14 protein-coding genes and 2 tRNA genes are annotated in these 16,078 nt (G+C 68.3%); 6 read left to right on the top strand and 10 right to left on the bottom strand.

What is annotated here, in order from left to right; all coding sequences use genetic code 11:
• Positions 1 to 249 precede the first annotated feature (249 nt).
• Positions 250 to 2,322, bottom strand: a complete 2,073-nt coding sequence (locus FEF15_RS12820) for a carboxy terminal-processing peptidase (protein ID WP_163559565.1) — start codon at positions 2,320 to 2,322, stop codon at positions 250 to 252.
• Positions 2,323 to 2,450: 128 nt separating this feature from the next.
• Between FEF15_RS12820 and FEF15_RS12815 the strand changes: the two genes are divergently transcribed.
• Entirely contained in the window at positions 2,451 to 3,749 is a 1,299-nt protein-coding gene (locus FEF15_RS12815) for a M18 family aminopeptidase (RefSeq protein WP_163559564.1), read from the top strand.
• A gap of 63 nt (positions 3,750 to 3,812) precedes the next feature.
• Here FEF15_RS12815 and FEF15_RS12810 read toward each other — a convergent pair.
• The 9 genes from FEF15_RS12810 to FEF15_RS12770 all read right to left on the bottom strand — a co-directional run bounded on the left by FEF15_RS12810 (position 3,813) and on the right by FEF15_RS12770 (position 11,110).
• Positions 3,813 to 3,889: transfer RNA gene (locus FEF15_RS12810), tRNA-Met, on the bottom strand.
• 63 nt (positions 3,890 to 3,952) lie between these two features.
• On the bottom strand, positions 3,953 to 5,044 hold the full coding sequence (ychF, locus tag FEF15_RS12805; RefSeq protein WP_163559563.1) for a redox-regulated ATPase YchF: 1,092 nt from the start codon (positions 5,042 to 5,044) through the stop codon (positions 3,953 to 3,955).
• Between the two features lie 154 nt (positions 5,045 to 5,198).
• Positions 5,199 to 5,789 carry an aminoacyl-tRNA hydrolase gene (gene pth / locus FEF15_RS12800; protein ID WP_163559562.1) on the bottom strand — a complete coding sequence of 197 codons (591 nt, stop codon included), beginning with the start codon at positions 5,787 to 5,789 and terminating at the stop codon, positions 5,199 to 5,201.
• An 86-nt stretch (positions 5,790 to 5,875) separates the two neighbouring features.
• Positions 5,876 to 6,526 (bottom strand): 50S ribosomal protein L25/general stress protein Ctc, encoded by a 651-nt coding sequence (locus FEF15_RS12795; RefSeq protein WP_163559561.1) that lies wholly within the window; start codon positions 6,524 to 6,526, stop codon positions 5,876 to 5,878.
• A gap of 135 nt (positions 6,527 to 6,661) precedes the next feature.
• On the bottom strand, positions 6,662 to 7,603 hold the full coding sequence (locus tag FEF15_RS12790; RefSeq protein WP_205598530.1) for a ribose-phosphate pyrophosphokinase: 942 nt from the start codon (positions 7,601 to 7,603) through the stop codon (positions 6,662 to 6,664).
• Positions 7,604 to 7,665: 62 nt separating this feature from the next.
• Positions 7,666 to 7,740 (bottom strand) — tRNA-Gln (locus FEF15_RS12785).
• 58 nt (positions 7,741 to 7,798) lie between these two features.
• Complete coding sequence (ispE, locus tag FEF15_RS12780) at positions 7,799 to 8,653, bottom strand: 4-(cytidine 5'-diphospho)-2-C-methyl-D-erythritol kinase (protein ID WP_163559560.1); 855 nt, start codon at positions 8,651 to 8,653, stop codon at positions 7,799 to 7,801.
• Between the two features lie 4 nt (positions 8,654 to 8,657).
• Positions 8,658 to 9,278 (bottom strand): lipoprotein insertase outer membrane protein LolB, encoded by a 621-nt coding sequence (gene lolB, locus FEF15_RS12775; protein ID WP_163559559.1) that lies wholly within the window; start codon positions 9,276 to 9,278, stop codon positions 8,658 to 8,660.
• A 44-nt stretch (positions 9,279 to 9,322) separates the two neighbouring features.
• On the bottom strand, positions 9,323 to 11,110 hold the full coding sequence (locus FEF15_RS12770; protein ID WP_240454162.1) for a tetratricopeptide repeat protein: 1,788 nt from the start codon (positions 11,108 to 11,110) through the stop codon (positions 9,323 to 9,325).
• 226 nt (positions 11,111 to 11,336) lie between these two features.
• Between FEF15_RS12770 and hemA the strand changes: the two genes are divergently transcribed.
• The 5 genes from hemA (at position 11,337) to moeB (ending at position 16,013) form a co-directional block, all read left to right on the top strand.
• Positions 11,337 to 12,602 (top strand): glutamyl-tRNA reductase, encoded by a 1,266-nt coding sequence (hemA, locus tag FEF15_RS12765; protein WP_163559558.1) that lies wholly within the window; start codon positions 11,337 to 11,339, stop codon positions 12,600 to 12,602.
• Positions 12,603 to 12,613: 11 nt separating this feature from the next.
• Positions 12,614 to 13,708, top strand: a complete 1,095-nt coding sequence (prfA, locus tag FEF15_RS12760) for a peptide chain release factor 1 (RefSeq protein ID WP_163559557.1) — start codon at positions 12,614 to 12,616, stop codon at positions 13,706 to 13,708.
• Positions 13,709 to 13,724: 16 nt separating this feature from the next.
• Entirely contained in the window at positions 13,725 to 14,570 is an 846-nt protein-coding gene (gene prmC, locus FEF15_RS12755) for a peptide chain release factor N(5)-glutamine methyltransferase (RefSeq protein WP_163559600.1), read from the top strand.
• Between the two features lie 178 nt (positions 14,571 to 14,748).
• Entirely contained in the window at positions 14,749 to 15,249 is a 501-nt protein-coding gene (locus FEF15_RS12750; protein ID WP_163559556.1) for an Lrp/AsnC ligand binding domain-containing protein, read from the top strand.
• Between the two features lie 5 nt (positions 15,250 to 15,254).
• Positions 15,255 to 16,013: a molybdopterin-synthase adenylyltransferase MoeB gene (moeB, locus tag FEF15_RS12745; RefSeq protein WP_163559599.1), complete on the top strand. Its 759-nt coding sequence runs from the start codon at positions 15,255 to 15,257 to the stop codon at positions 16,011 to 16,013.
• The last annotated feature ends 65 nt before the right edge of the window (positions 16,014 to 16,078 follow it).

Below are 16,078 nucleotides of genomic sequence, written 5' to 3'. Positions count from 1 at the left end.
TGGTAGAGCAAGTGACTGTTAATCACTGGGTCGCAGGTTCGAGTCCTGCTTCGGGAGCCAGTTCTCGTCGTTTTTCCCAGCGCTGATCCTTACCTGCCGCGTCCTGGCTGGACGGGCTATCGTCGTGTCTGCGCCTTGCACGGTGGCGTGCTCGCCAACCGGCGGCAAGCGGCGCGGCGTCTGGCCAGGCGCGGGAAAATCCCTGGGCGGGGGAGGAGGGGGCGCCTCCGCAGAGGAGGCGCCCCCTCGTCAGGGTCGTCCGGCCAGGTGGCGCTGGGAGAGTTCCGCGTAGTCGGTGAGAATCTCCGCGGCTTCCAGCACCTGGGCGCGGTCGACGGGTTCCTCGTCGTCGGCGGCATCATCGGCGCCTACCTCGGTATCGCGGGCGTCGGTCCACTCCTCGAGGGGCTCCAATCCCAGCGCCTCGCGCCGCTGGTTCTCCAGGGCGAGCTGTTCGGCTTCCAGCTCTTCCACCTCGCGCTGACGCTGCTCACGGTCGAGGCTCACGCTGGTGCGCTCCTCGCGCATGCGACGCGCCATCTCGGCACGCTTTTCCAGATAGACGAAGTTGGGATGGGTGTCGGCGCGCTGCTCGTGGCGGTCGCGCAGGGTTTCCAGGTACTCCCAGGGCTCGCCGTAGGTGCGGTACTGCACCTCGCGCACGGTGTCCCACTCCAGGGCATTGTCGAGGCTGCTCTCGCCGATGCGCTCCGGGTCCACCAGGTTGGGGAAGAGAATGTCCGGTTCCACGCCCCGGTGCTGGGTGCTCTCCCCGGAAATGCGGTAGAACTTGGCCCGGGTCAGCTTGATCTCGCCGTGGCTCAGCTCGCTGAGGGTCTGCACCGTGCCCTTGCCGAAGGTGGCGTTGCCCAGCACCAGGCCGCGGCCGTAGTCCTGGATGGCGCCGGCGAGGATCTCCGAGGCAGAAGCCGAGAGGCGGTTGACCAGCACGGCCATGGGGCCGTCGTAGAGCGAGCCGCTGTCGGTGTCGCCGTAGAGGTTGATGCGCCCGCGGGCATCGCGGACCTGCACGGTGGGGCCGCGGTCGATGAACAGCCCGAGCAGCGAGTTGGCTTCCTGCAAGGCGCCGCCGCCGTTGTTGCGCAGGTCGAGCATCAGACCGTCGATGCCTTCGTTGCGCAGCCGCTCGACTTCGCGGGCCACGTCGCGGGTAGTGCTGCGGTAGTCCTCTTCGCCGGCTTGCCAGGCGTCGAAGTCGACGTAGAAGGTGGGAATGGTGATCACGCCGATGCGGCGTGTGCCGTCATCGCGCTCGATCTCGAGGATTTCGCCCTGGGCGGCCTGCTCTTCGAGGTCGACGGTATCGCGGGTGATCTCCACGACATGCGAGCGGGTCATGTCCACGGCCTCGGCCGGGACCACGTCGAGGCGCACCACCGTGCCCTTGGGACCGCGGATCAGGTCGACGACCTCATCGAGGCGCATGCCCACCACGTTGACCATCTCACCATCCTCCTGGCCTACGCCGACGATGCGGTCGGCCGGCTCCAGGGCGCCGGCGCGGTCCGCCGGGCCGCCGGGCACCAGGCTCGTCACCTTCACGTACTCGCCGTCGGACTGCAGCATGGCGCCGATGCCCTCCAGGGAAAGGCGCATCTGGATGTCGAAGGACTCGCCCTGGCTGGGCGAGAGGTATTCGGTGTGCGGGTCGATGGTGCCGGTCACCGCGGCCATGAAGAGACCGAAGACGTCCTCGCCGTTGGTCTGGCGCAGCCGCGTGAGCTGCCCTTCATAGCGCTGGCGCAGGTTTGCCTCGATCTCGTCGCGCGACTGCCCGCTGATGTCCAGGGTGAGGGCTGCGTTCTTGAGGCGCTTGCGCCACAGCTCGTCGAGTTCCGATGCCTGGGTCGCCCAAGGCGCCTCGCTGCGATCCGTCTCGAGCCGCTCACGGCTGTCGAAGGTGAGGTCCAGCCCCGCGTCGATGCGTGCCAGCAGCCACTCGTAGCGGGCTTCGGCGCGCTCGTGGTAGCGCTGGTAGAGGGCGTAGGCACCGGCCAGATCGCCGTCGAGGAGCATGTCGTCAATGCGCGGTTCCAGATGGCGGAAGTCAGCCACGTCCTCCTCGCGCAGGAAGGCGCGCTGACCGTCCAAGATATCCAGGTAGCGAGTGAAGGCATTGCGCGACCACTCATCGTTGAAGTCGACATCAACGTAGTGGCCGTAGCGCAGGGATTCGGCGACCTCCACGGATACCTGGCGATGGGCATCGCTGGGTTCGATCTGCGCCAGCGCCGTGGCGCTGGCCAGCAGCGCCACCACCAGCAGGGTGGTTCTCCGCCACACGGCGACAAGCTGGCTCATCAATGAAGCACTCCCGGTTTCGTGTACACTTCCTTCCCTAGACACGCGCAAGGCTGGCGAGTTGCGAAAGGCCGATAGGGCATTGTAGCAGCTGTCCCGCCGTCCACAGCCCCTGGAAGAGGAATCTCATGTCTCGGGAAGCCCGACTCGACCGCTTGCTCGACTTTCTGAAACGCTCGCCCACTCCCTGGCATGCCGTGGCGGTCATGGCCGAACGGCTGGAAGAGGCCGGCTACCGGCGCCTGACGGAGTCCCAGCCCTGGCAGCTCACCCCGGGCGAGCGGGTCTACGTGACCCGCAACGACTCCTCCATTGTCGCCCTGCAATTGCCCGGCGATGGCCTCGAGGCCCTGCGCATGATCGGGGCCCATACCGACAGCCCCGGGCTGCGGCTCAAGCCGCAGGCGGCGCAGCAAAGTGCCGGCTGGCTCCAGCTGGGGGTGGAGGTCTACGGCGGCGCGCTGCTCGCGCCTTGGTTCGACCGCGACCTGGGGCTGGCCGGCCGGGTGCACCTGCGCCATGCCGACGGCCACCTGGAGGGGGTGCTGATCGACGTCGACCGGCCAGTGGCGATCATCCCCAGCCTGGCCATCCATCTCGACCGCGAGGCCAACAATGGCCGCGCGCTCAATGCGCAGACCCAGATGGCGCCGGTCTTCCTGCAGGGCGGGGAGGGCGCCGACCTCGAGCGCCTGCTGTACGAGTGGATCGATGCCCAGAACGGCATTCGCGATGCCGAGATCCTCGACTTCGAGCTGGGCTTCTACGATCTGCAGCCGCCGTCGCGAGTGGGGGTGGGCGGCGAACTGATCGCCAGCGCGCGCCTCGACAATCTGCTCTCCTGTTTCATCGGCCTGGAGGCGCTGTTGGACAGCGACGGCAGCCAGGGCGCGCTGTTCGTGGCCAACGATCACGAGGAGGTGGGCAGCGCCAGCGCTTGTGGCGCCCAAGGGCCGTTCCTGGGCGATGTGCTGCGTCGTGTCAACGCCCAGCTCGGGGAGGCCGGCGACGAAGGCTATATCCGCCTCATCCAGGCGTCGCGGATGATCTCCTGCGACAACGCCCACGCCCTGCACCCCAACTTCACCGACAAGCACGATGCCGCTCACGGCCCGGCGCTCAACGGCGGGCCGGTGATCAAGGTCAACGCCAATCAGCGCTATGCCACCAACAGCGCGACCGGGGCGCTGTTCCGCGACCTGTGCCGCGAGGCGGGGGTACCGGTGCAGACTTTCGTGACCCGCGCCGACATGGCCTGCGGCAGCACCATCGGTCCTATCACTGCCACCGAGCTCGGCGTGCCGACGCTGGATGTCGGGGTGGCGCAGTGGGCCATGCACTCGATCCGCGAGACGGCGGGGAGCGCCGACGTGGAACACCTGACCCGGGCGCTGGTGGCCTTCGTCAACCGTCGCGTGCTGCCCTGAACTCGGCCGATACGTGCCCATGAAAAACCCGACGCGGTGGCGTCGGGTTTTTCGGCGATTCGGTGGTGGCTACGCCCTGACTCGAACAGGGGACCCCATCATTATGAGTGATGTGCTCTAACCAACTGAGCTACGTAGCCGCGCAACGGGGGCGAAGTTTACGGATTTGCCCCGCTGCGGTCAAGCACTTGGCGGGATGGCGCTCAGACATTGAAGCGGAAATGGATCACATCGCCATCCTGGACGACGTACTCCTTGCCTTCCAGGCGCCACTTGCCGGCATCCTTGGCGCCCTGCTCGCCGCCGAGTGTCACGAAGTCCTCGTAGCTGACCACCTCGGCGCGAATGAAGCCCTTCTGGAAGTCGGTGTGGATGACACCGGCGGCTTCCGGGGCCGTGGCACCTACCTTGACCGTCCAGGCGCGCACTTCCTTTACCCCGGCGGTGAAGTAGGTCTGCAGGCCGAGCAGGGCGTAGCCGGCGCGGATCACGCGATCCAGCCCGGGCTCCTCCATGCCCATCTCGTCGAGGAACATGGCGCGCTCGTCGTCGTCGAGCTCGGCGATCTCCGCCTCGATCTGGTTGCACACCGGTACCACCACGGCGCCTTCCTCGGCGGCGATCTCGTTGACCACGTCGAGGTAGGGGTTGGCCTCGAAGCCATCCTCGTTGACGTTGGCGATGTACATGGTGGGCTTGAGCGTCAGGAAGCCGAAGCTCTTGAGCTGCTTCTTCTCATCCTCATCGAGACCGAAACTGCGCAGCGGCAGCCCCTCGGCGAGGTGCGGCTGGATGCGATCGAGGATCGCCTTGGTGGCGATGGCCTCCTTGTCGCCGCTCTTGACCACCCGGGCGAGGCGCTGGATGGCGCGCTCGACGGTATCGAGGTCGGCCAGGGCGAGCTCCAGGTTGATGGTCTCGATGTCGGTCCGCGGGTCGATCTGGTTGGCCACGTGGATGACGTTGTCATTGTCGAAGCAGCGCACCACGTGGGCGATCGCTTGGGTCTCGCGGATGTTGGCGAGGAACTGGTTGCCGAGTCCCTCGCCCTTGGAGGCCCCCGCCACCAGGCCGGCGATGTCGACGAACTCCATGGTGGTGGGAATCACCTTCTGCGGCTTCACGATCTCGGCGAGCCGATCGAGGCGCGGGTCGGGCATGGGCACGATGCCCACGTTGGGCTCGATGGTGCAGAAGGGGAAGTTCTCGGCGTCGATGCCCGACTTGGTCAGGGCGTTGAAGAGGGTCGACTTGCCGACGTTGGGCAGGCCGACGATACCGCAGTTGAAACCCATGGGATCGTCCTGGAAAGCGTGTTCGGAAGAGGGTGATTGGTCGGTATTCTACTCGACCGAGCTATAAGCCATAAGCTGTAAGCTGTCAGAAAACCCATCCCGGCCAGCCGTGGGGTTACTGACAGTTTATCGCTTCAAGCTTATGGCTGGCTTGTCAGTCGGCGGCGGAAAAGCTGTGCAGCCGGTTCATCGCGCGGGCCCAGTCGCCGGCAACGGCCAGGGGCAGGGTGGCCAGGCACTCGTCGATGGCGCTCTCGATGGCGGCCAGTTCCGTCTTGCCGGGGCGGCCGAGCACGTAGTTGGTCACCTGGCGCGAGTCGCCCGGGTGGCCGATACCGATGCGCAGGCGATGGAAGGGCGTGTCGTTGCCCAGGGCGCTGAGTATGTCGCGCAGGCCGTTGTGGCCGCCGTGGCCACCGCCCTGCTTGTAGCGTGCGGTGCCGGGCGGTATGTCCAGCTCGTCGTGGGCGACCAGCAGCTCGTTGGGGGCGATCTTGAAGAACTGGCTGAGGGCCGCTACTGCACCACCGCTGCGGTTCATGAAGGTGGTGGGCTCGAGCAGATGAAGCTCGTGCCCGTCGAGCCGTACCTTGGCATGCAATCCCAGGAACTTGCGTTCCGGGCGCAGCTCGGCCCCGGCGGCGCGCGCCACCGCCTCTACCAGCCAGGCGCCGGCGTTGTGGCGGGTAGCGGCGTAGTCAGGGCCGGGGTTGCCCAATCCGATGATGGCTTTGACCTGGCTCATCGTTGCGTCTCCAAAAAAAATCAAGCGCCGGGGCGCTTGATCGGTGGCGAAGGGCCACGCCTGGCGTGGCCCCGGAACGGCTAGCGTTACTCGCCGCTCTCTTCGCCTTCTCCACCCTCGCCGGCTTCGCCCTCTTCGGACTCGTCAGCGACACGCTTCTTGGGCTTGGTGATGCTCAGCACGGCGTTGTCGTGATCCTCGCCGTGGGAGAGCTCGACCAGGCTGATACCGGCCGGCAGCTGGAGGTCGGAGAGGTGCAGGGTGTTGCCCAGTTCCTCCGCGGAGATGTCGACCTCGAGGTAGTCGGGCAGGTCCTTGGGCAGGCAGCTCACCTCGACTTCGTTGACGAGCTGGTGCAGTTCGCCGCCCTGATCCTTGATGCCCGCGCACTTCTCCTCGCCGACGACGTGCAGCGGCACGCGCATGGTGATCTCGTGGCCGGCTTCCACCCGCAGGAAGTCGGCATGGGTGACCAGCGGCTTGTAGGGGTGGCGTTGCAGGTCACGCACCACCACCTGCTGGGCCTTGCCGTCCACCTGCAGGGTGATCACGGAAGAGAAGAAAGCCTCTTCCTCGAGCGCCTTGTAGAAGCTGGTCTTGTCGACGGCGATGGGCTGGGGTGCCTGTTCGCCACCGTAGACGATGGCCGGCACTTGCTCGTTCGCACGACGCAGGCGGCGGCTCGCACCTTTCCCCAGGTCGTTACGAACGCTGGCGTTGAGTGTGTAGTCAGACATGGAATTGCCTCTTTCTGGAGAATAAGGAAACGCGAGGGCCCGCGACCAGACCCTGGCGCTTCCGGTTGCCCGGACGGACTTCGTCCGGGGCGTGCGTCGCGCCGTTCGACCGCGCTCGGTTCCGGGAAACCGGGCTCAGTGGAACATGGCGCTGACGGATTCCTCGTTGCTGACCCGACGGATCGCCTCGGCGATCAGCCCGGCGACGCTGAGCTGGCGGATCTTGCCGCTACGGCGCGCCACGTCGGAGAGCGGAATGGTATCAGTGACCACCACCTCGTCGAGCACCGAGTTGGTGATGTTGTCCACCGCCGGGCCGGAGAGAATGGGGTGGGTGGCATAGGCCACCACGCGGCTCGCGCCGTGGTCCTTGAGGGCATCGCCGGCCTTGCACAGGGTGCCGGCGGTATCGATCATGTCGTCCACCACTACGCAGGTGCGGTTTTCGACCTCGCCGATGATGTGCATCACCTGCGCCTGGTTGGCCTGGGGGCGGCGCTTGTCGATGATCGCCAGGTCGGCGTTGAGCTGCTTGGCGATGGCGCGGGCCCGCACCACGCCGCCCACGTCGGGCGAGACCACCACCAGGTCGTCGTAGTTCTGGCGCTCGATGTCGTCGAGCAGGATCGGCGAGCCGTAGACGTTGTCCACCGGCACGTCGAAGAAGCCCTGGATCTGGTCGGCGTGCAGGTCCATGGTCATCACCCGGTCGACGCCGGCCTTGACCATGATGTCGGCCACCACCTTGGCGGAAATCGGCACGCGGGCGGAGCGCACGCGGCGATCCTGGCGGGCATAGCCGAAGTAGGGCACGACGGCCGTGACCCTGGTGGCGGACGCCCGACGCAGGGCATCCGTCATCAGGATCAGTTCCATCAGGTTGTCATTTGTCGGGGCACAGGTGGACTGCAGAATGAAGATGTCCTTGCCGCGGACGTTCTCGTTGATCTCGACTGCGATCTCGCCGTCGCTGAATTGCCCGACCGTGGCATTGCCGAGACGAGTGTCGAGACTCTCGGCTACCTTCTGGGCGAGCTCGGGATTGGCGTTCCCGGCGAAAACCATCAATTTTGACACGCGCAGCCACCTTTGCAGTGTTGGGTCTTCAGGGATCGGGTCGATGGTCGTCCGGGACGGAATGGCTGGGGCAGGAGGATTCGAACCTCCGCATGGCGATACCAAAAACCGCTGCCTTACCGCTTGGCTATGCCCCAGCAATTGGCTCCGCACCGGGTCGGTTCTGGTCGCCGCCGTAGCGCTTCGGTACGGCGATCATCGACCCAGCGCAGCATGAAGGGGCGAGCGGTTCAGGCCTCTGGCCACGAAAGCCAGCCAGTGCGTCGGTACCTCGGCTAGCAAACCTCGCGCCTCGACTTCGCGCGATAGGCGGGCGAAGACACAGGCACCGGTACCGGTCAGCATGGCCGGGGCTCGCTCGCCAAGCCAGGCCAGCGCATCGGCGACGGCCGGATACAGGGCCCTGACGGTAGGCTCGCAGTCGTTGCGCCAGCCGGGCGCTCCCCCCTGCAGTGCGCGCGCCATGGTAATCGGGGGGGTATCGCGTGTCAATTGCGGGGCCCCGAACACGGCCGGCGTGGCCACCGTGACGCCGGGGTGGACGACCACGAACCAGGGCGTGTCGAGTGCGACCGGGGTGAGCCGTTCGCCGATGCCTTCCGCCCAGGCGGCGTGGCCGTGCACGAACACCGGCACGTCGGCACCAAGGGTGAGGCCTAGGGCAGCGAGACGCTCCAGCGAAAGGTCAAGATCCCAGAGCCGGTCGAGGCCGAGCAGGGTGGTGGCGGCGTTGGAGCTTCCCCCGCCGAGGCCGCCGCCCAGGGGGAGGCGTTTCTCCAGGTGGATGTCGGCGCCCAGTCGGCAGCCGCTCTCGGCCTGCAGCGCGCGGGCCGCCCGCACGATCAGGTTGGCGGCGTCGGGCACGTCGGGTAGAGAGGGCGTGAGGCGGATCTCGCCGTCGTCGCGCGGCCGCAGGTGCAGGGTGTCGCCGTGGTCGAGGAACTGGAAGAGCGTCTGCAGCTCGTGATAGCCGTCGGGGCGACGTCCCACGATGTGCAGCAGGCGGTTGAGCTTGGCGGGTGCCGGAAGCGTCAGATGGGCAAGCGGCATCGCCTCAGGTCTCGTCGATTTCCGGTTGCCACTCGTTGACCACCAGGGTCACGCGCAGCTCGTCGTAGGTCATGACCAGGCGGCGCGGCAGCCACAGCGAGTCGACCTGGGTCCAGTCGCGGTAGTCGATGACCCAGCCGTCCTGCTCGAGGTGGCGCGGGAAGCCCAGTGCATCGGTTTCCAGCTGGTAGGGGCGCTCCTCGGCGGGCAGGCCGCGAATCCAGTCGGCCAGCGCCCCCACGGGCAGCGACCAGCCGAGCTGCTCGCGCATCAACGCCTCCGGCGTCTCGGCCTCGAAGCGACCGTCGGCATTGGTGAGCGAGAAGCGACCCTCGCGCCCCTCGAGGAGGTTGCGACCGCTGCCGAAGGGGCCGCTGATGAGCAGGCGATAATAGTGGGGGTACTGGCTCCAGTCGAGGTTGGCACTGGTTGACTCCTGGGGCGTGCGCAGGCCGGCCTTGCCGATCAGGTTCCAGGTGTCCAGCGCCTCGACACGCGCCTGCTGTGCCTCCCAGCCACCGGGCTGGCGACCGCCTTCCGGGGCGGCGGGGCGGCCGGCGCAGCCGGCCAGCAGGACGAGGAGCAGGGCGGGCAGAAGCAGTCTCGGGGCGACAGAAGGAGGCATGGGCATCTCTCGTGGCTATATTTCTCGTGGCTATATCGGGGGCATCAGGGCGCGAGTTCGGGAATGCGCTCGAGCAGGTCGTCCACCACGGGGTGTTCCTCGAAGCGCTCGAGGGCCTCCTCGACCAGCGCGCGGGCCTCATCGCGGCGATCCAGCGCCCACAGCACTTCGGCGAGGTGGGCGGCGACCTCCTGGTCGGGCATGGCCGCGTAGGCACGCTCGAGCCAGGGCAGGGCTCGCTCGGCATTGCCGAGGCGGAAGTAGACCCAGCCCAGGCTGTCGAGAATGGCGGCGTTGCCCGGGTCGAGCGCGTGGGCGCGCTCGATCAGTTCGCGGGCTTCCTCGAGCCGCCCCGGGATGTCCAGGTCGGCCAGGGTATAGCCCAGGGCGTTGAGGGCCGTGGCGTGCTCCGGATTGCGCTCGATGATGCGGCCTAGGTCGCGCTCCATTCCCTCGAGATCGCCGGCCTGCCAGGCGCGCATGGCGCGTAGGTAGAGCAGCTGCTCGTCGTTGGGAGTGCGTTCGAGCTCCCGGTCGAGCAGGGCGGTGGCGGCTTCCGTCCGGCCCTGCTCCTCGAGCAGCTCCACTTCCAGGGCGACCAGGTCGCTGTAGTGCTCTTCGTGGCGCAGCCGCTCGGTGCGCAGGAAGGCGCGGGCATCCATCAGGCGGTCATCGTCGATCAGCATTTGCGCGGCGCTGAGGCGAGCGCGCACGAACTCGCTGCCCGGTGGCACCTGGCGGTAGTAGAGCAGGGCGTTGTCGACCTCGCCCTCCTCCTCGGCGATGGCGCCGAGGAGGTGGAAGACGGCGGGCGGCGTGTCGTCGCCGCCGGTCAGCGGCAGCAGCAGGCGGCGCGCCGGCTCGAGGTGGCCGCCCTCCAGGTAGAGCCGCGCCAGGGCCAGGCGCAGTTCGTGGCCGCCGGCATGACTCTCCAGCAAGGCGTCGGTGCGTGCCTCGGCGGCGGCGACGTTGCCCAGGGCCAGCTCGGCCTGGGCGAGTTGCAGGACGAAGCGCGGATCGCCGGGGGCGATTTCCAGGCCGCGCTGTGCGGCGTCCCGGGCGCGTCTGGCGTTGCCCGCGTCCAGCGCCAGCTGGGCGCGGGTGAACCACACCGCTGGCAGCTCCGGGTGCTCGTCGGCAAGTACCGTCAGACGGGCGTCGGCGCGCTGGGTCTGGCCGGTGGCGGTTTCGAGCATGGCCAGCGCCAGGGCGGCATCATGGCGCTGGGCCAGGTCGTCGGCCTCGTCGAGGAAGGTGGCGAGGCGCTCGCGCAGCGGCACCAGGTCGGTGCCGGCTTCCAAGGCTAGCTCGACCAGCCCGGTGAGGTCGGCCTGGCTGCCGCGTTCGGCAAGCCGCAGGCGCTGCTCCAGCGCCTGGGTCCAGTCGCCACGCTGCAGGGCGAGGCCGGCCAGCAGGCGGATCGGCGCGTCGGCCTCGGGCGCCAGGCGCTGCCAGCGGGATACCGACTCCTCGAGCAGCGAGGGGTCGTTGCTGAAGCGGGCCGCCAGGGTGGCGCGCTCGGCCAGGGCGGGGAGGCCATGGCGTTCGGCCATCTCCAGGTATTCGCGCGAGGCACGGCGGTAGTCGCCGCGCTGGCCGGCGAATTCGGCCAGCAGCAGCGACGACAGGCTTTCGGCATCGAGTCCCTGCTCGATGGGCGGCGCTGAAGCCAGCGGGTCCGAGGGGCCGGGGTCGGCGGCGGGCGTGGGCAGTCCCTGGCACCCGGCCAGCAGCAGGGTGGCGCCCAGACCCAGCGCAACCAGCCCATGGCGCCATCCGTGGCCGAGTGCGTGAGAGCGGGGGGGTGTCATCGCGCAGGGGCTAAAGGGCATGCAGATCCCGTCCATAAGGCCAAGGCTTCAGCATACCGGCTTGGGCCGGATGGGCAAAGCCGCGGCGTGGTTCCGCCGCTACGGTGAAGGGGGGCGTTCTTGCGGTACATCAATGTTGCGTGGCGACCGCCTGGCGCCCGAGCGGCCAGCCTGTGGTAGAATTCAGCGCCGCAGAGGTGGGCTTTTTCGGCACCGCCGAACGACACTACGCGAAGACGCCTAACGCATGACGCTTCTTGCCCTTGGTATCAATCACAAGACGGCCACCGTTGCCGTGCGCGAGCGGGTCGCCTTCACGCCCCCGCAGCTGACCTCGGCACTCGGCCAACTGCGCAGCATGCCCGAGGTGCGGGAAGCTGCCGTGCTGTCGACCTGCAACCGTACCGAGCTCTACTGCGTTACCGAGGCCAGCGGCGAGAAGCCGATCCTCGACTGGCTGAGTGACTTCCACGGGCTGCCGGTGGACGACCTGTCCCGCTGTGCCTATCACTACCTGGACAACGAGGCCGCACGTCACCTGATGCGCGTGGCTGTGGGGCTCGACTCCATGGTGCTCGGCGAACCGCAGATTCTGGGCCAACTCAAGGAGGCCTACCAGTCGGCGCGCGATGCCCAGGGCCTGGGGGGCGAGCTGGAGCTGCTCTTCCAGCACACCTTCTCGGTGGCCAAGCAGGTGCGCACGCGCACCGGCATCGGCCAGAACCCAGTGTCGGTGGCCTACGCGGCGGTGAGCCTGGCTAGCCGCATTTTCGACGACTTCAGCCGCTCGCGGGCGATGCTGATCGGCGCCGGCGAGACCATCGAGCTGGTGGCCCGCCACCTGCGCGAGGCCGGGGTGCGCGAGATGATCGTCGCCAACCGCACCCGCGAGCGGGCCGAGGGTCTGGCCAGCCAGTTCAATGCCGAGGCCATCTCGCTCAACGAGATCCCCGAGGCGCTGCCGCGCGCCGACATCGTCATCTCCTCCACGGCGGCGCCGCTGCCCATTCTCGGCAAGGGCATGGCCGAGCGGGCGCTGAAGAAGCGTCGTCACCGCCCCATCTTCATGGTCGACATCGCCGTGCCCCGCGACATCGAGCCGGAGGTGGGTGATCTGGATGACGTCTTCCTGTATACGGTGGACGACCTCAACGAGGTGATCCAGGAGAACCGCCACCGTCGCCAGGCTGCCGCCGACCAGGCCGAGTCGCTGATCGAGCACGGGGTCAGCGTGTGGCTCCATGAGCGGCGCATTCGCAGCAGCGGCGAGCTGATCCGGCGCTACCGCGACCAGGCCTCCGACCTGCGCGAGCTCTCCGAGCAGCAGGCCCTGGCGCGTCTGGCGCGCGGCGAAGACCCGGAGAGCGTGGTGCGCATGCTCGCCCATCAGCTCACCAACCGGCTGCTGCATCGGCCCACCGTGGCCATGCGCGAAGCCTCGGGCAGCGAGCGGCGCGACCTGCTCGCCGCCGCCGAGTCGCTGCTGCTCGACCCCCCTTCCCCGAAACCCTGACAGGACACGCCATGAAAGCGACCCTGCGCCAGCGTCTCGACGCCTTCGTCGAGCGCTTCGAGGAGCTTGCCGCCCTGCTGGCGGAGCCCGACGTGATCAGTGACCAGCCACGCTTTCGCGACTACTCCCGCGAGTACGCCGAGCTCGAGCCGCTGGTGGAGGCCTGGCGGGCCTACCGGGCCACGGAGACCGACCTGGCGAGCGCCGGCGAGCTGGCTGATGACAGCGATGCCGAGCTGCGCGAGCTAGCCGAGCTGGAGCTGGCCGAGGGGCGCGAAAAGCTCGAGGCGCTGGAGGTGCGGCTCAAGCAGCTGCTGGTGCCCAGGGACCCCGACGACCGGCGCAACGTCTTCCTGGAGATCCGCGCAGGCACCGGCGGCGACGAGGCGGCGCTGTTCGCCGGGGACCTCTTCCGCATGTACTCGCGCTACGCCGAGAAGCAGGGGTGGCGGGTCGAGGTGGTCAGTGCCAGCCACGGCGAGCAGGGTGGCTACAAGGAGATCATCTCGCGCATCAAGGGTGAGGGCGTCTATGCGCGGCTCAAGTTCGAGTCCGGCGCGCATCGCGTGCAGCGCGTGCCGGCCACCGAGTCTCAGGGGCGCATCCACACCTCGGCCTGCACCGTGGCGGTGATGCCCGAGGCCGACGAGGTGGGCGACATCGCCATCGACCCCAATGAGCTGCGCGTTGACACCTTCCGCTCCAGCGGCGCGGGCGGCCAGCACGTCAACACCACCGACTCCGCCATTCGCCTGACCCACCTGCCCACCGGCGTGGTGGTGGAGTGCCAGGAGGAGCGCAGCCAGCACAAGAACCGCGCCAAGGCCATGTCGCTGCTCGCCGCCCGGCTCAAGCAGTCGGCGGTGGACAGCCAGCGCCAGCAGCAGGCTGACGCGCGGCGCTCGCTGGTGGGCTCTGGCGATCGCAGCGAACGCATCCGCACCTACAACTTTCCCCAGGGGCGCATCACCGACCACCGCATCAACCTCACCCTCTACAAACTCGGCGAGGTGGTCAGCGGCGAGCAGCTCGACGAGGTTATCGACCCGCTGATCCACGAGTACCAGGCTGAGCAGCTCGCCGCCCTGCAGCAGCAGGAGGCCTGATGTGCAGGGAGGAATAGTGCGCCTCGATACCCTGCTGGCGCGCGCGACTGGGCGGCTGACAGAGGCCGGCTCGCCGAGCCCGCGGCTCGACGCCGAGCTGCTGCTCTGTCATGCGCTGGGGCGCGATCGCACCTGGCTCTACACCTGGGGCGACCGCGAGGCGCCGACCCTGGCGCGGGCGCGCTGCGAGGCGCTGGTGGCGGCGCGCGCCCTGGGCCACCCTGTCGCCTACCTGACCGGCGAGCGGGAGTTCTGGGGACTGCCGCTGGCCACCCATCCCAGCACCCTGATTCCGCGCCCCGACACCGAGACCCTGGTCGAGGTCGCCCTGGCGCGGGCGACCCGGGCGCAGGGGCGGCTGCTCGACCTGGGCACCGGCAGCGGCGCCATTGCCCTGGCCTTTGCCAGCGAACGGCCGGGCTGGCAGGTGCTGGGGGTCGATCGCCAGCCGGAAGCCGTGGCCCTGGCGCGCCGCAATGCTGAGCGGCTCGGCATCGCCAATGCGGCATTTCGCGTTAGCGACTGGTTCGTCGCCCTGGCCGGGGAGCGCTACGCCCTGATCGTCGCCAACCCGCCCTATGTGGCCGAGGACGACCCGCATCTGGCGCAGGGCGACGTACGCTTCGAGCCGGCAAGCGCCTTGGTGGCCGGCCCCGAAGGGCTGGATGACCTGCGCTACCTGGTCGCCGCGGCCCACGAGCACCTCGAGCCGGGGGGCTGGCTAGCGCTCGAGCACGGCCACGCCCAAGGGACGGCGGTGCGCGAGCTGCTGACCGCGGTCGGCTATGCGGACGTGGCGAGCCGCCGCGATCTGGCCGGCCACGAGCGGGTTAGCTTGGGGCGGCGTCCCACCGAACGTTGAGGGGCCCTCACTGGAGGGGGGAGGAGCGCTGTGGTACACCTGATCAGGAAAAATTACCGGCAGTCGTCATCATCCCGGGCGCGAACACCAGAGGGTGCCTTTCTTCCCGGGGTTTTTCAGGCGAATCGCCTTCGCCGTCGCTCCTCTCCATTCATTCCGATCGGTGCTCGACCCAACAATGAAAGCCAAGACCCGCTCGCTTGACCGTATCGACCTCAATATCCTGCGCTGCCTGCAGGAGAACGCCCGTATCTCCTACGTGGACCTGGCCGCCGAGGTGGGCCTTTCCACCACGCCCTGTCTGGAGCGCGTCAAGCGCCTGGAGCGGGCCGGCGTGATCCGCGGCTACCGTGCCGTGCTCGACCCCCGCGCGCTCAAGGCCAACTTGCTGGTGTTCGTGGAGATCAGCCTGGAGACCCAGTCGCCGGCGGTGTTCGATGAGTTTCGCCGCGCCGTGGCGCGGCTGCCGCAGATCCAGGAGTGCCACCTGGTCTCCGGTCAGTTCGACTACATTCTCAAGTGCCGCATCCCCGAGATGTCGGCCTACCGCCAGCTGCTGGGCGACGTGGTGCTGACCCTGCCGGGCGTCAAGGAGTCCAAGAGCTACGTGGTGATGGAGGAGGTCAAGGAGGAATTCTCCCTCTACGTGCCCGATATCGAGGAACTCGAGAGCAAGTGATGGCAATGAACGACGAGGCGCTGTTGCGCTACAGCCGCCAGATCATGCTGGAGGCGATCGACATCGAGGGTCAGGAGCGCCTGCTAGCGTCTCATGCGCTGGTGGTGGGCGCCGGCGGGTTGGGCTCGCCGGTGGCGCTTTACCTGGCGGCCGCCGGGGTGGGGCGCCTGACCCTGGCCGATGCCGATGAGGTGGAGCTGTCCAACCTGCAGCGCCAGATCGCCCACGGCATGGCTGACCTCGGCCACAACAAGGCGGGCTCGGCCCGCGACGCGGCGCTGGCGCTCAATCCCGAGTGTCACATCGAGGTTCTCAGCGAGCATCTCGACGGCGAGGCGCTGGACGCTGCCGCGGCCGCGGCCGACCTGGTGCTCGACTGCACCGACCGCTTCTCCAGTCGCTATGCCATTAACGCCGCCTGTCGGCGGGGCGGGGTGCCGCTGGTCTCCGGGGCGGCGATCCGCTTCTCGGGCCAGCTGGCGGTCTTCGACCCGCGCGACGCCGAGTGCCCCTGCTACGCCTGCCTCTACCCTCCGGGGGAGGGCGGCGAGGACGAGCTGCGCTGTTCCGAGAACGGGGTCGTGGCGCCGCTGGTGGGGTTGATCGGCTGCTTCCAGGCGCTGGAGGCGGTGAAGCTGCTCAGCGGGGCCGGCACCCCGCATCGCGGGCTCTCCACCTTCGACGGGCTGCGCGGCCAGTGGCGGCACTTCCAGGTGCCGCGCGACCCGGCCTGCCCGGTGTGCGGCGCTGATCCGGTGCGCTGAAGGGCTCAGCAGAAATCCGCGAGAACCCTCGCCCACTCGGGCGGGGAGGAAAGCGGGCAGTGCGA

This window comes from Halomonas sp. NO4 (assembly GCF_010994375.1).
In the GTDB taxonomy this organism is placed as follows: domain Bacteria; phylum Pseudomonadota; class Gammaproteobacteria; order Pseudomonadales; family Halomonadaceae; genus Halomonas.
This window is presented reverse-complemented; position numbering and strand designations above follow the sequence as displayed.